The organism is Roseobacter sp. OBYS 0001 (assembly GCF_019654895.1).
GTDB classification, from domain to species: Bacteria; Pseudomonadota; Alphaproteobacteria; order Rhodobacterales; family Rhodobacteraceae; genus Roseobacter; species Roseobacter litoralis.
In genome coordinates, this window is record NZ_BPES01000014.1 from 1 (window position 1) to 13,629 (window position 13,629).

Genomic DNA, 13,629 nt, shown 5'->3' on the forward strand with positions numbered 1-13,629 from the left:
TTACTTGGAGAACAGGCTAACTCAAAACACCGGACTTTTCAGGGGAGCAGGTCAATATGTAAGAGGCTATCAAGGAAATACCGGTTGAACGCCGGCGCATTCGCATGAACCGGAAGAGGCTGAAGCGATTTTACCGCAAGAAAAGGTCTCCATCGGCGAAAGCACAATGGTCGCAAGCGCGCATTAGGCACATGACGCGCGGCGGCCACGCGTGGAGCAATCAACGAGTGTTGGCGCCCGGCATTTAGTTCCGGACGCTTTCACAGATTGGCGTCATTTCTCTGGACTGGCCGTCTTGGACAGTTTCAGCCAAGAGTGTTCATCACTTTTACAAGACACATCGCCGTCCGGCGTACCGCTTACGCGCGGGCTGGCGACGGCGACGGCGACGGCGACGGCGACGGCGACGGCGACGATCATTCGCATCCGCGGTTCTTCATAGGCAATTGCCTGCGATAGCCGGGCGGAAGAGATATATTCGGCAGTCCTCAAATGGCGTAAAGAGAACCAGAGTCAATTGGCACAATATCTCCCCATCGCAAGCCAATACACAACGCTTTCGTCAAGAGTTACAACAGTATTTTCCAAGAGACTTGCCTGAACGAAGCCCGTTTCTCGTCGCTCACAGACGCAAGATCAGAGATCTGAAAATCGAAGGCAAGCCATAACCAAAACCGACCAAATTGTTCATTGAGAAGTCTTACACCCGAAGAATTCATGGTCAAAATGACGTGGCAAAAGCAGGTCGCATAGGGCCAGAAATCAACACGCAGATTCTCAAAAATGAATAAGAGAAGTTGTATCTCAGGACACGAGCAACGCGATCTCACCACTTATCAATCTGTAAATAGAGAGACAGGGGGATTATCCGGGCTCCGCCTCAAACGACCACGAGTGCTCAAAGTTGCCTTCCGTACGGGAATCCTGTCACGCTGAGTGGGGAGAGGTTATATGAGTTTTAGACCTGTCCGTAGTCGTCCAACACATACCGTCGGATAGATGAACGATACGATTGATCGGGCTGCAACACAAAGAGAGCAAATAATCGCTCTTTTGCCGTATTCTGCTGAGCGGCCCCACTTGAGTGGTGCAATTTGAAAGTTAGTGCATGATTGGCCTTTGGTCCATCGGAACGATGGCCTCTGGCGCTGGTGGGCGGTAGCCCAATGCACTGTGCGGTCTCTTTGTGTTGTAGTGCTTCCTCCATTCTTCAATGATGATCGGTGCTTCTCTGAGCAAAGCAGCGATCCTGCGATAGCCGTAGCGACCATATTGCCGGGCCAGCTCGATCATGTCGGCAACCCGCTTGTCCTCGTCCGGGCGTCCTTTCGGAACTCGCCTCTGTGTAGACTGGTGTTGCCCCAGTACCCGGCAGGCTCTGCGCTCCGATGCTCTGTACTGGCTGCGCACATGCTTGATGCAGGCACGGCGGCCGGCGGGGCTCAGAAGTTTCCCCTCGCTGCTTCCGTCAGAATGAGTTTATCGAGCGTCAGATCCGAAATCGCCCGTCTCAGGTTCTCATTCTCTTTCTGAAGATGCTTGAACTCCTTCAGTTGTTCTGTGCCCGTTTAGCCATATTGCTTGCGCCAGCGATAATAAGTTTGCTCAACGACGCCTATTTGTCTTATCGCATCCAGACGCGGCATGCCTTGCCCCATCAGAACTTCAACCTGCCTTATCTTTGGGCTTGGATCGCTTGTTTGCCGTTTGTGATCCTGTGTTTCCTAAACATAACGATGGACCCGTTCAAAAGGGGGGGATCACTGCTGTCTAACCATGGCTTACTGGTTTCAGGGTCTCCTAGCTTCGGGCAGGCCAAGGGTCACAGCCACATGTCACTATCCCTCGTTGGTCCAGAAACAGATGATGTGACCCGCCACCTTTGGTTTGGCCCGACATTCAAGCCGATCTCTTTCAGTTCTCCCGTCTTCCGTGGTCTACCATAACTGGCCAAGTCGACGCGCGGTTGGTCATTGAAGTGCGTCAGCGTGACCAGATCAGACCGTTGTCGTCGACTGGCAGAACGTGCGCAAACCACGTAGACCAACGTCCATCACGCGGGACATCCGGCCAACAGGAACCGCAGATCGGCGTCCCGCAATGAACTAAAGCATCACCGCTTTTAGCTCGCCACAGATACCATCGCCTTTTTTTTAAGATCTCCGGCTGCTGATGAAAATGCGGTCCTTGTGTCAAAGGCCGTCTTTCTACAGGATGAGATTTGTGTCGTCCTTGGACACTACCTCTGTCTCTAAATGCGCCGTGATCCATTGGTTCGGCGCCACGTTGCAGACACCCAGATCGCATGCCACCTGCTTGCGTCCCTCTCATCGAAATTGCGTTGCGACTGCTGGCCAATGCAATACGCGGCGCATCCTCGCGAAAATCGTATGCCGTCTCAGTCCTCTCTCGGGATCATGCCGCGCTGTGCGTTGTCAATCTACTTTGCAGTTGCAAGCAACATCAAAGGAGCAGCTCTAACCCTCGACACGTACAGTTTTGTAAACGACACCCTCTGAGGCGTAGTGGTTTTGAAATGCTAAGGGGCCAATAAGGTCCAGATCCCGCGGTTTCCCGGGGCGGAGACACCAAGCTTGTTTCGCAGCGGGTCAATGCGCTGGAGTATTTGCATTATCTGATTGGATTCGCACCCGGAGCATATTCATTGCTTAACACTGTAGACAACAATCTCACCTTTGATGATATCATGTCACCGCGCAACATCAGTATAGCGGATGTGATCACAACCAATAACGTTTGTTTATTATAAGCTTTTTTTTTGGCTCAGAACACATTACCGCACAAAAAAAGATTTGGTCATTTCGCCTCGACTTTGATTGAAAGCGGTTCGAAACTTTAAACTGCGGTTTTAAAACGCAGCGCACGTGCATCCACGGTCGGCCCTCGGTCAGGCTGGGTGATTTGCTGCAAAACAGTGCGGTAGGACCTTGCGGCAAGGCGGATTAAATCATTGTCGCGCCCAGAGCGTTCGGCAACCAAAAGGGCTGCCAGGGGCTGTCTCAACGCGACTGTCCGCGACCCACGTTCAGTGGATGATATATCTGTCTGCAGGTCGGGCTTTGCTGCAGTTGAACCTTGAGCATTGACAGTCCGACCCCGGTTTTTCGACTTGGATGCACGACTGTTCGAAAAGTCTGTATATTGTGGCTGCCGCGCCTTGGATGCTAGCTTTGCTTTGTCTCGGATATGAGCGATCAGCGTGTCGGCGGCTGCATTGACGCGCGCCATGTGACGGTTTGATGTGGTGACATCAGGACGGCGATCAGGGTGATACTTCATGGCAAATTCACGACGTGCGCGCCGCACGTCATCCATGCTTGCTGTTTCGTCAAGTCCAAGTACGCGTGCTGCATGTTCTGGAGTAGCGGCCATGAGGATTCCAAACCATTTCGATAATCTAACTGTCTTCCTTTCATATTATAAAAAAATTTAAACAAATACGTTGATATTTGTTTGTGGTTAATTGCTCACTCTGAATTCTCTCAGGCAAAGCAGAGCCACGAGATGGCGTCGCAATTGAGAAATTGTGCCAAACGCGAGGGCCGCAGTTTTCGGTTATGTCAGAGGCTGCTTTATCCGGCGCCAATTCTAACGGTCGCGAAGACACGTAAATTGCCAGAGGAACTACAGTGCAGCACGCTGTTTGCCTGTGTCACCGTCTCGTCACATATAGCACAAAATGGATAGCCATCATTTTCAACGGCATCACTTGCCGTGCAGGTTAGCGGATGCGCGGGATATTACATCCCGCGCATCCGCTTTTCATTCGTGTGATCAGTAGATTGGAAAGGCGTCACAAAGGGTTTGCACGCGCGACCGGACATTGTCCTCGACTTCGCCGTTCTCTTCTGCACCGTGGCGCGCGAGGCCATCCACCACCTCGACAATCCAGCCTGCAATCTGCCGGAACTCTGTTTCAGAGAATCCACGCGTTGTTCCTGCGGGTGATCCTAACCGCAGACCGCTAGTGATCATCGGCTTTTCGGTATCAAACGGAATGCCGTTTTTGTTGCAGGTGATATGCGCCCGGCCAAGCGCTTTTTCCGCTACGTTGCCCTTGACCCCTTTCGGCCGCAGATCGACCAGCATCAGATGGGTGTCAGTTCCGCCCGTCACGATGTCGAGGCCGCCTTTGATCAACTCATCTGCCATGGCCTGAGCATTTTTGATGACCTGTGCTTGATAGCGCTCAAAGTCAGGTTGCAGCGCTTCACCAAAGGCGACGGCTTTGGCCGCGATAACGTGCATCAATGGACCGCCCTGAATGCCGGGGAAAATCGCAGAATTCACCTTTTTCGCGATTGCCTCGTCATTGGTCATTATCATGCCGCCACGGGGACCGCGGAGTGTTTTATGCGTCGTCGTCGTCGCGACATGTACATGTGGGAATGGCGATGGGTAATGCCCGGTCGCAATCAACCCGGCATAATGCGCGATATCAGCAAGCAAATAGGCACCAACCTTGTCTGCAATCTCGCGGAAGCGTGCGAAATCCAGAGTGCGGGGAATGGCCGATCCCCCGGCAATGATCATCTGTGGCTTATGCTCCAACGCCAATGCCTCAAGTTGGTCATAGTCGACGTCCAGCGTGTCTTTTCGCACACCGTATTGAACGGCGTTGAACCATTTTCCGGATTGGTTTGGGGCAGCCCCGTGGGTCAAATGACCACCCGCGTCGAGGCTCATCCCGAGGATCGTGTCACCCGGTTTCAAAAGCGCCTGAAACACGCCTTGGTTGGCTTGACTGCCTGAATTCGGCTGCACATTGGCAAAATCACATCCAAAAAGTTTGCACGCCCGCTCAATCGCAAGGTTTTCCGCCACATCCACATGCTGGCATCCGCCATAATACCGACGCCCCGGATACCCTTCGGCGTATTTGTTCGTCATGACAGAGCCCTGCGCCTCAATCACGGCCTGACTAACGATGTTTTCTGACGCGATCAGTTCGATTTCATCGCGCTGGCGTTTCAATTCCAAGGCAACCGCAGATGCGATTTCAGGGTCTGTTTGTGCAAGGCTGGAAGTAAAGAATGTAGAAGTGTTTCGGTCAAGCGCGTTCATTGTCGCCTCCAATTAGTGTCAGATGCAAAAGGTTGTTAAGTTAGGCGACGCGGTCGCGTGGCGGACGTCCGTCAAAGAAGTCGGCAAGGTTGTCCAGCACACGAAACCCCATCGCCTCGCGGGCCTCGCGTGTGGCGCTTCCCAAATGTGGCAGCATCACCAGATTGTCGCATTGCGCCAGCGTTGGGTTGATCCGTGGTTCCCCGTCAAACACGTCCAGAGCGGCACCGCCAATGGTATCAAACATCAAGGCTTGCGCCAGCGCGAGTTCATTCACGACTTCACCACGCGCGGTATTGATCAGGAATGCGTCTTCCTTCATCAGGTTCAACCGCTTTGAGTTGATCATATGACGGTTTTCTTCGCCACCGGGGCAGTGCAGCGATACGAAATCACACAGCGGCATCAACTCATCCAGCGTTGCGACCTGCTGCGCGTTGAACTGCGCCAGTACCTCAGGCGCTATTTTTGAGCGGTTAAAAACCACGATCTGCATGCCAAAGCCATGATGCGCACGACGTGCCATCTCTTGACCAATGCGTCCGAAGCCCACGATGCCCAGCACCTTGCCGGACACTTTGGTGCCGACCAGATGCGTTGGACGCCAGCCAGACCAGTCACCAGCGCGCAACTCGCGTTCGCCTTCGCCGGCACGTCGCGCCGCCATGAGCATCAGCGTCATGGCCAGATCGGCCGTGCATTCGGACAAAACATCTGGCGTGTTAGTGATGGCAATCCCTTGGGTCTTTGCGACATCCACATCAATATGTGTGTAGCCAACCCCGTAGTTGGCCAGAATTTTCGTTTGGACGTTAGGGGCATCAAGTGCGTCGGCCCGGATCTTGTCGGTAACGGTCGGTAAAACGGCGTCATACCTGGCGATCGCCTCGCGAAACTCTTCAGAGGTGAGGGGCCGATCCGTCCGATTAAGCTGCACATTGTATTTCTCTGACAGGTGGTGCTCAACAATCTTGGGCCACCGACGTGTGACGAGTACGCTTGGCTTAACCATCATGCGGCCTCCATCACTTTTGCAATCGTCTCGCCAATGACCGCCGGATTTTCAGCAACGGTCACACCTGCGGCTGAGAGGATTTCGACCTTTTCAGACGCACTTTCCCCAAAGGCCGAGATGATGGCGCCCGCGTGGCCCATCGTGCGCCCTTTGGGTGCGGTCAGACCTGCGACATAGGCCACAACGGGCTTGGTGATGTGCGCGCGGATGTACTCCGCCGCTTCTGCCTCTTGTGGCCCGCCAATTTCACCAATCATTGCGATAATATGGGTGTCTTCGTCTTCTTCGAAACGCTGCAGGATGTCTTTGAAGGACGACCCGTTGATTGGATCCCCGCCGATCCCGACCGATGTGGACACACCGATGCCGCGTTCTTTCAGCTGCGCTGCAGCCTCATAGCCTAGGGTGCCCGACCGGCCCACGATACCCACGTTGCCCTGCAGGTAAATGTGCCCCGGCATGATCCCCAGCAGCGCCTTGCCCGGGCTGATCGTGCCAGCACAGTTTGGCCCGGTCAGCACCATGCGGCGCTCTTTTGGGTAACGGTACATATAGCGCTTCACCCGGATCATGTCCTGCGCGGGGATACCGTCCGTTATGCAAACGCAATACTGGATCCCCGCATCTGCGGCTTCCATAATGCTGTCAGCCGCAAAAGGCGGCGGCACAAAAACCAGCGATGCCTCGGCCCCGGTCTGCGCGACCGCCTCTTCTACGGTGTCAAACACAGGCACACCTTCGACTGTTTCACCGCCTTTGCCCGGAACTACGCCACCGACAACGCGGGTGCCGTATTCGAGCATGTCCTTGGTATGGAAACGGGCCATCTTGCCTGTAATGCCCTGAATGATAACTTTTGTGTCGCGATCCAGCAGGATACTCATGATGCAGCCCTCATTTTTGTGCCCTGTGAGAGGTCATTTTTCCATGCGCCCACAGCGCGTTCGGCGGCTTCGTTCAATGTCGCTGCACGGATGATCGGCAGGCCGGATTGGGCAAGTATTTTCTGCCCCTCCTCCACATTGGTTCCGGCAAGCCGAACAATTACAGGCACATCCACCTGCACTTCTTTAATGGCTTGCACGACACCTTCGGCAACCCAATCGCAGCGATTGATACCGGCAAAAATATTAACCAAGATTGCCTGCACACTTTTGTCTGACAAAACCAGACGGAAAGCTTTGGCAACACGCTCTGGTGTGGCTCCACCGCCGATGTCCAGAAAGTTTGCAGGTTCACCGCCAGCAAGTTTGATCGTATCCATCGTCGCCATTGCAAGACCGGCACCATTCACGATGCAGCCAATGTTTCCGTCCAGCCCGACATAGGACAGACCTCTGTCCGCGGCGCGGCTTTCGCGCGGGTCTTCCTGAGACTTATCGCGCAACTCGCTGATCTGGGGGTGACGGAACAATGCGTTGTCGTCAAAGGTCATCTTGGCGTCCAACGCGATCACGCGGTTGTCCGTCGTGATCACCAATGGGTTAATCTCGACCATTGTCGCATCCAGCTCGGTGAAGGCCCGGTAACACCCTTGCAGCGTGCGCACCATCTGCTGAATCAACCCTGCGTCCACGCCCAGTTTAAATGCGATCTGCCGACACTGGAATTCGCGCAGGCCCACCGCAGGTTCCACGATGGCCCGCACAATGCTTTCGGGGCGTTTCTCTGAGATTTCCTCAATTTCCATGCCGCCTTCGGCGCTTGCGACGATCATGACACGCTGCGTTGTACGATCGAGCACAAACCCCAGATAGATCTCGCGATCTATCGGTACCGCAGCCTCGACGTACACGCGGTAGATACCTTTGCCTTCGGGACCGGTTTGATGCGTGATCATCTTTTGACCGAACATCCCTTCGGACGCTTTCTGGATTTCGATGTCATTGGAACAGACCTTGACACCGCCCGCCTTGCCGCGCCCGCCGGCGTGAATCTGGGCCTTCACAACCCATCGTTCTCCGCCGAGTTCGCGTGCACGGTAGGTTGCCTGTTCCGGACTGTATGCCAGTGCGCCGTCCGGCACAGTGACCCCAAAATTTGCAAGAACTTCTTTCGCTTGGTACTCGTGGATATCCATGGTCGCTCCTCCCAGAAGACGTGGATGACGGTATTATTCTGCGGCGATTGCCTGTCCGTAGTGATGGCTGAGTGCAGCCGAGACCGCATCCTGATCAAAGCTTGCACCGAGATCGCGCATGGCTTGCCCGAACTTGTCGACGATGCCTGAAATGGCCTGCTGGTTGAGCAGGTTCAGGATACCGATCCGCACTTGCACAGGCTCAGACAATGTCGGCCAGATGCCGAAATTCTGTGCCCGGCAATGCTGCACCAGCTCCATCTCGCGCCCTGCCATCTCGGCTGGCAGGTTGAGCACGATCAGCGACGGCATGTTGGACGTGATCTCACACCCCATTTCGGTAAGTGCCGCACGAAGTGCCGCCTCGTGATAGATGTAATCCTTGGCACGTTGCGCAACAGTCTGCTGCAGCGTAATGCGCAGTGCCTCGTGGAAAGCAGCAACGGCATAGGCCGAATGAGTGCGGTGGTAGGTGCCTTTTTCGACGTCCTTACCGTCCACAATGCCCCAGTGACGCGCTTCCATGATCGGGTGGTGTACGAATGTGCGCGTACCTGTCTTCTTCAACTGCTCAATGAATTGGTCGGAAAAGGATACGGGTGCGTAGGTCAATGGCAGGCAACAAATGCCCTTTTGCGGGCAGGACGCCCAGCCATGTACGCCGGGGTAATCATCGATGCGAAAGTCTTCGACGCCCAAGGACGATACCGCGTCGACCAGTCCCATGGCGCCATGCGCCTCACAGGCATCCGAGAAACCCTGAATGTCATTGACCCGACCTGACCCGGTTTCCCAATGCGCCATCGCTGCCCACTGCGGTTTGTGCTCGGACAGCGCCTTGTCTACAATCTCGCCGGTCACGGACTGGCCGTGCGGCACTTCGATAATCGTAACGCTAGCCGGTTTGGGATCGCTGGGGTTCGCTGCAAGCTCTTCGGCTGTTGCCGCTTTCATCCGGACCGTCAGCCCATCGATGCCCGAGAAAGTACCGTTCACGAACATTACAACAGTATCGCCGGGCATTACCCCGCTGAACATCACGTCAAGGCCCGACCAACCTGTGCCGGCGACGCCGAAGGTGTGCACGTTCTTGGTGCCCATCACATCACGCAACATCTGTTTGCATTCGACCATGCCGCGCAGGACGTCAGGATGCATGTGGTCGGCCAATCCCGCTCCGGCAAAGCGTGCGAGAACCCGCGCATCCGTATTGCCAGGACCCGGGCCGGCTGCGATTGTCTCAGGGATTTCGAGTTGCGGGAAAATGGTCATAGGTCCTCCGAAAATTATGGCGAGCAGCGATCACGGCTCGATTGGCGTTGATGCAACATAATCGCGTGGACAATTGCCACAACGCACCTTACTCCTGCTTTTAGGTATCTAAATGGGTGGGAAAAACCCCACCCAAAGGTATAAAAATACCATCGTATACCAAAATTTAACCCACCAAAATGGGTAGTAAACTTGGATTATAGAAGATGAATCAAGCCGTTAACCAAGATCGCAAACCAATTGACGTTATGCTCGCTGACAGTAATCCGCTCGTTTTGTCAGCCTTGTCAGAGGTAATCGACCGGGATCCGCGATTCTCTCTCGTAGCGACCACCGCCACGGCTGAGGGCTTTCTGGGGACGGTGATGCGGGTCCCCGTGCAAATCGGGATTATCAACTGGAGCTTGCCTGCCTTGGGTGGCGCAAAGCTGATTGAGGTTTTGCGCGATCAGGAAAACGCGCCGCGCATCATCGTCTATGCCGATGATACCGGCGATCTGCCCCGGCTCGCTATGACCGCAGGTGCGGCTGCTTTCGCATCGCGCTCATCCCCGGCTGAAACATTGCTGGATACCTGCGTCGATGTTGCCGCGGGCAAAATGGTTTTTCCGTTTCTCGACGTACGCGAACTACAATCAGACCCAATTCACCTGTTGTCCCGCAAGGAACGCGCGACACTGGACGCTTTGTCCAAAGGGTTGACCAATAGAGAGTTGGCGAAAGAGCTGTCGATTTCAACGAATACGGTAAAGTTTCACCTGACCAATCTGTACGAAAAACTGTCCGTCAAAAACCGGGCACAGGCGATTGCTTTTTACTACTCTTCTCGGCTGGCGCTGGAGCGGGATCAGGACGACGGTATACCGAAATAGACCGAAACTCTGCTTGACATAATCAGTCTCAGGAAACCTATCTGGCGCAACAATATTACCATCCAGAAAGGATACATCCCATGTCATTCCATCCTGTTGATCAGGCGCAAGCCCGCCTGAATCGCTCCGAACTTGCCGTCCCGGGAAGTCAGCCGCAAATGTTTGAAAAAGCAGCACAATCAGACGTTGATGTCATCTTTCTGGATCTGGAAGACGCCGTTGCACCGGATGAAAAAGAACAAGCGCGCAAGAACATCATCAAGGGCCTGAACGAGATCGACTGGGGCACGAAATCGATGTCGATTCGGATCAATGGTCTGGACACGCACTACATGTATCGCGATGTGGTCGACGTTGTTGAACAGGCCGGAGAGCGGCTCGATCTGATCATGATCCCGAAGGTGGGAACCGCTGCGGACGTCTATGCCGTCGACATGATGGTCACCCAAATCGAGGACGCAAAAGGCTATTCAAAACGCATCGGTTTCGAACACATTATCGAAACCGCACTTGGCATGCAGAACGTCACAGAAATTGCCGGTGCATCAAAGCGCAACGAAAGCCTGCATTTCGGCGTGGCAGACTATGCCGCATCCACGCGCGCGCGCACGACGATCATCGGGGGCGTGAACGAGGATTACTCCGTTCTGACAGACCCCGACGCCGAGGGTAACCGGCAAACGCATTGGGGGGATATGTGGCACTATGCTCTTGCGCGCATGGTTGTGGCGGCGCGCGCAAACGGATTGCGCCCGATTGATGGCCCTTTCGGTGATTTCAAAGACCCCGACGGGTACAAAGCGGCTGCCTACCGGGCAGCGGTACTGGGCTGCGAGGGCAAATGGGCGATCCATCCCAGTCAAATCGCACTCGCCAACGAAGTGATGAGCCCGTCTGACGCCGAAATCACCAAAGCACAGCGCATTCTGGAAGCGATGGCGCAAGCAGAGGCCGACGGCAAGGGCGCGGTGAGCCTTGATGGTCGTTTGATTGATTATGCCTCCATTCGTCAGGCGGAAGTTCTGGTTGAAAAAGCAAAGCAAATTTCAAACGCCTGACCAAAGTGATCGCCCTCAATCGGGCTGGACAGTACAAAAACAAGCGTTGCGCAGCTTACACGGCGCAACGCTTCCCGACGTGTCGACCGTGCAGCGGGAAACGCTGGCCAAGCCGCTTGCCGAATGTATCCGCAGCACAGGTACATTGGATGCGACCACAGGCTATTTATAAGTTGCGATCGCTACTGCGGGCTCAATGACAACCACCCGGATCACATCATGTGCCCTGTCTCTGGATTGCGCGCTCTTCAAAACGCAAACGCGTCTGCAGTTCCGGGCGTACAGACAAAAGTCGTGTCGCACGGTCCTTGTTGTGTGTGTCATTTCATAGCAAAGTTGCACCAACAGTGGGTCATCGGGGAAAAAGGTATGTTTGTGACAGGTGACGGCGGCAACACTCCATGACGCTGGGGCTGTCGGTGCAGGACCTCAGCTTTACCTATGGGGCGAAAACGGCGCTGGACAAGGTCTCTTTCACGGTGGAGCCCGGTCGGTTCTGCGCTCTGCTTGGGCCAAATGGCGCTGGAAAGTCGACGCTGATCTCTTTGCTGACACGTCTATTGGTGGCGCCGCACGGCGACATTTCGATTGCGGGGCATGATCTGCGCGCGACCCCGCGCCGTGCGCTGGCCGAACTGGGTGTCGTATTTCAGCAACCCACGCTCGACTTGAATTTAAGCGTGCGCCAGAACATGAGCTATTTTGCGGCTTTGCACGGGTTGCCACGTACCGAGGTACCCGGCCGGATCGATGAGGCGCTGGACAGGTTGGACATGCGCGCGCGCGGCGATGAAAAGGTCCATGCGCTGAATGGCGGGCACCGACGGCGCATGGAACTGGCCCGGGCCTTGCTGCACCAACCGGCAGTCTTACTGCTGGATGAGCCAACGGTTGGATTGGACGCCGCCGCGCGCCAGAGCATTACAGAGCATGTTCATGACCTCGCGGATCAGGGCCTGTGCGTTCTTTGGACAACCCATCTGACTGATGAAGTGCGCGACACCGATGCGTTGCTGGTATTGCACAAAGGCAAGATCATAGAGTCGGGAACGACTGGCGATATACGAGGCCACACACCTTTATCTGATTGGTTTTTGTCACAAACAGGGGCAAAGGCATGAATGGGTTCTGGGGCGTGACGCGGGCGATCGTCGGGCGCGAATTTTTGCGGTTTGTACACCAGCGCGAACGGTTTTTCGCCGCTCTCGTGCGGCCGTTGGTCTGGCTGCTGATCTTTGCAGCCGGGTTCCGCGCGGCGTTGGGCTTGTCCATTATCCCACCCTATCAAACCTATATCACTTATGAGACCTACATCGTGCCGGGCTTGTGCGCGATGGTGCTGCTTTTTAATGGCATGCAAAGCTCGCTCAGTCTGGTTTATGACCGCGAAATGGGGTCCATGCGGCTTTTGTTGACCAGCCCGTTTCCACGATGGTGGTTACTCTTTTGCAGGCTGTTTGGCGCGACGACCATTTCCGTGCTGCAGGTCTATGCGTTTTTAGGCATTGCAGCGCTCTTTGGCATCACGATGCCCCCGCTTGGATATGTCGCCGTATTGCCCGGGCTGATCTTGGGCGGGCTGATGTTGGGCGCTTTGGGATTGGTGCTTTCAAGCTTTATTTCGCAGCTTGAAAACTTTGCTGGCGTGATGAACTTTGTGATATTCCCGATGTTCTTTTTATCATCCGCGCTTTACCCACTTTGGAAAATGGGGGAAAGCTCACCGCTGCTGCGCGACATCTGCGCCATCAATCCCTTTACCCATGTGGTAGAGCTCATTCGCTTTTTGCTCTACCTCCAGCTAAACCTGACGGCGCTGGCGTGGGTACTAGCCAGCACACTGGTTCTGGGGGTTGTTGCTGCTTGGGGATATGACCCAGCGCGCGGCATGATGAAGCGCAAAGGATAAGCGGGATGTGCTCAGATCTCGCGTTCAGCGAAAGAAACAGCGCGACATCGCCAGCTTTTGATATCTTGATTGGGGTGGGACGCCGCCCATTTGGCAAGTTCGGGCTGTGCACCCATCAAACACTGCATTGGTGTGACATCGGTGAATACGAGACTGCGTTCGCGACATTGGTCCGGTGCTGTCGCAAGGCATGCAACAAACAAAAGTTCAATCATAGCTCTGACTTTCCTGTAATCTGCTTCTTTTCGTCCTCCCGCACACGTCTCAAACCTAGACTAAAGTCGGTAAATTCGACGTTAAGGCAGCATCCGCACGTCAAAAACCTGATCAAATGCCCA

The 13,629-nt window shown here is 54.8% G+C and carries 13 protein-coding genes and 1 pseudogene; 6 read left to right on the forward strand and 8 right to left on the reverse strand.

The window, feature by feature from the left end:
* Positions 1-273: 273 nt before the first annotated feature.
* A complete protein-coding gene (locus tag K5Q35_RS19150; RefSeq protein ID WP_220800999.1) occupies positions 274-426 on the reverse strand; it encodes a hypothetical protein in 153 nt (50 codons plus the stop codon).
* A gap of 120 nt (positions 427-546) precedes the next feature.
* Here K5Q35_RS19150 and K5Q35_RS22970 point away from each other — a divergent pair, with 120 nt between their 5' ends.
* The gene (locus tag K5Q35_RS22970) at positions 547-648 is read left to right on the forward strand and encodes a hypothetical protein (RefSeq protein WP_374758666.1); all 102 of its coding nucleotides are present in this window, start codon (positions 547-549) and stop codon (positions 646-648) included.
* A 531-nt stretch (positions 649-1,179) separates the two neighbouring features.
* Here the strand turns inward: K5Q35_RS22970 and K5Q35_RS19160 are convergent.
* The 7 genes and pseudogenes from K5Q35_RS19160 to K5Q35_RS19190 form a co-directional block, all read right to left on the reverse strand.
* Positions 1,180-1,679: pseudogene (locus K5Q35_RS19160) on the reverse strand (transposase); the annotation flags it as partial.
* Positions 1,680-2,856: 1,177 nt separating this feature from the next.
* Positions 2,857-3,393 carry a DnaJ domain-containing protein gene (locus K5Q35_RS19165; RefSeq protein WP_220801000.1) on the reverse strand — a complete coding sequence of 179 codons (537 nt, stop codon included), beginning with the start codon at positions 3,391-3,393 and terminating at the stop codon, positions 2,857-2,859.
* 402 nt (positions 3,394-3,795) lie between these two features.
* Positions 3,796-5,085, reverse strand: coding sequence for a serine hydroxymethyltransferase (glyA, locus tag K5Q35_RS19170; protein WP_220801001.1), 1,290 nt, complete (start codon positions 5,083-5,085; stop codon positions 3,796-3,798).
* 40 nt (positions 5,086-5,125) lie between these two features.
* A complete protein-coding gene (locus tag K5Q35_RS19175; RefSeq protein WP_220801059.1) occupies positions 5,126-6,097 on the reverse strand; it encodes a D-glycerate dehydrogenase in 972 nt (323 codons plus the stop codon).
* Positions 6,097-6,984: a succinate--CoA ligase subunit alpha gene (gene sucD / locus K5Q35_RS19180; protein WP_220801002.1), complete on the reverse strand. Its 888-nt coding sequence runs from the start codon at positions 6,982-6,984 to the stop codon at positions 6,097-6,099. The genes K5Q35_RS19175 and sucD overlap by 1 nt, the downstream gene beginning before the upstream one ends.
* Positions 6,981-8,180 (reverse strand): malate--CoA ligase subunit beta, encoded by a 1,200-nt coding sequence (locus K5Q35_RS19185; protein WP_013963484.1) that lies wholly within the window; start codon positions 8,178-8,180, stop codon positions 6,981-6,983. The genes sucD and K5Q35_RS19185 overlap by 4 nt, the downstream gene beginning before the upstream one ends.
* A 33-nt stretch (positions 8,181-8,213) precedes the next feature.
* Complete coding sequence (locus tag K5Q35_RS19190; RefSeq protein WP_220801003.1) at positions 8,214-9,452, reverse strand: aminotransferase class V-fold PLP-dependent enzyme; 1,239 nt, start codon at positions 9,450-9,452, stop codon at positions 8,214-8,216.
* 206 nt (positions 9,453-9,658) lie between these two features.
* Between K5Q35_RS19190 and K5Q35_RS19195 the strand changes: the two genes are divergently transcribed.
* From K5Q35_RS19195 to K5Q35_RS19215, 5 genes are all read left to right on the forward strand, one after another.
* Positions 9,659-10,324, forward strand: a complete 666-nt coding sequence (locus tag K5Q35_RS19195; protein ID WP_013963486.1) for a response regulator transcription factor — start codon at positions 9,659-9,661, stop codon at positions 10,322-10,324.
* A gap of 80 nt (positions 10,325-10,404) precedes the next feature.
* The gene (locus tag K5Q35_RS19200) at positions 10,405-11,382 is read left to right on the forward strand and encodes a CoA ester lyase (RefSeq protein WP_013963487.1); all 978 of its coding nucleotides are present in this window, start codon (positions 10,405-10,407) and stop codon (positions 11,380-11,382) included.
* Entirely contained in the window at positions 11,351-11,554 is a 204-nt protein-coding gene (locus K5Q35_RS19205; protein ID WP_220801004.1) for a hypothetical protein, read from the forward strand. The genes K5Q35_RS19200 and K5Q35_RS19205 overlap by 32 nt, the downstream gene beginning before the upstream one ends.
* 229 nt (positions 11,555-11,783) lie before the next feature.
* On the forward strand, positions 11,784-12,503 hold the full coding sequence (locus K5Q35_RS19210; RefSeq protein ID WP_220801005.1) for an ABC transporter ATP-binding protein: 720 nt from the start codon (positions 11,784-11,786) through the stop codon (positions 12,501-12,503).
* Entirely contained in the window at positions 12,500-13,291 is a 792-nt protein-coding gene (locus K5Q35_RS19215) for an ABC transporter permease (RefSeq protein WP_013963490.1), read from the forward strand. The genes K5Q35_RS19210 and K5Q35_RS19215 overlap by 4 nt, the downstream gene beginning before the upstream one ends.
* Positions 13,292-13,629 lie beyond the last annotated feature (338 nt).